Genomic DNA, 1,327 nt, shown 5'->3' with positions numbered 1-1,327 from the left:
CTATGGATGCTCTCTTTACCAATGTCACTCAATCTCCTGGTCTGGTTTGCAGTTTGGACACCAGATGTTGTTTCGCACTGGTACCTAATCAGTAAACCTGCATCTCGGACATTAGCATATCTTGAGACCGTTCTTCCCACAAGTGCCGAGGTCGTCACATCGCAGGGTTTCATAGGCCGCTTTGCGGGTAGACAATGGGTCTACCCGTGGTGGAAGCTACCTGTTACACAAAGCGAGCAATTGATACCGGTTAATAGCAGTAAAGTATACGCTATCGTTGGCCCGTACACAGGCTCAAACGTAGCGTCGATCCCACTGGCTCTGTCGCGAATTGCTTCGTTGGCGTCGTCTCCAGACTTCAAGCTCATAAGCTACAACCAAAACATTTGGGTTTTTGCGGATTATAAAGCCGAGCGTGGAACGAATCTTTATTTGCCCTTAAACGAGCGGGCCCTACCTGCATGGGCACTTCCAAGCCAAGAAGGAAGACCTGAGATGCGCGGTCCTTCCAGTGAATGGTATGAGGAAAGCGGAGCAAAGCCTGGATATGTCACTTCACAACTGTACGCTCGACTGTCGCCTGGGGTGCATGATGCAAGCCTGCGGATGTCAAGCAAAGGTCCTGTAAATGTTGAGGTTTGGGACGCGGACAAAAACGAACTGCTTAAACGGGTAGTAGTGCGAAACGTCAAACAACCGACATACATTAGTTTCAAATTTTCCATCCCGGTCAATGCTATAACTTCTCCCTTTTCAGGATTTTGGTTCTCGAAGCTCAGCCCAGCTGGAATGTACCAGCGTGACAGCATTGAAATACGGGTCTGGACGCCAGGAAACACTGATACGCGGGTTTATACGGAGGGATTTTCGTGATACAAATCAGTATGGACAGTACGTGTCCTGTCGGAGGACTGAGAACTATTCAGTAGCGTGATGTTCTCGGCATGGCGAAGGAGTTTTATCCCAAGTTTCTATAACTGGATGTGCCCAGTAACCACAGGGCAAGGGGGCTTGACATACCTCGGCTCGTACCCTTAGCGATCAGACGATCTGGGTAACGGTGTGAAACTCTAGTTGTCCGCACACTAAGCGAGTCGGTCTTGCACCTGCACACTTGATCTCTCGAAATCGGGACCTCGCAGCCCGTGTGCTGTGTTCCATGCTTGACATGGAGCCTCTGCGGGCATCATGTCGCGTTTGATCGCAGCCGAGCCTGCATGGCCCGGCTGTGCCGTTCTTCTTGCTCCGCCTCCAGCAAGCGCTGGAGAAATGCGATATACGTCGCCTCCCGAGTAAGCGTCAACCGAACCACACCTTGCGCATCGCA

1 protein-coding gene is annotated in these 1,327 nt (G+C 51.2%); it reads left to right on the top strand.

Annotated features, from left to right (window positions below; all coding sequences use genetic code 11):
• Positions 1 to 873: hypothetical protein (locus tag AS26_RS14515; RefSeq protein WP_169793517.1), on the top strand; the 873-nt coding region annotated here is incomplete at its 5' end.
• Positions 874 to 1,327: the final 454 nt, after the last annotated feature.

This window comes from Alicyclobacillus sendaiensis NBRC 100866 (assembly GCF_001552675.1).
GTDB lineage: Bacteria > Bacillota > Bacilli > Alicyclobacillales > Alicyclobacillaceae > Alicyclobacillus > Alicyclobacillus sendaiensis.
This window is presented reverse-complemented; position numbering and strand designations above follow the sequence as displayed.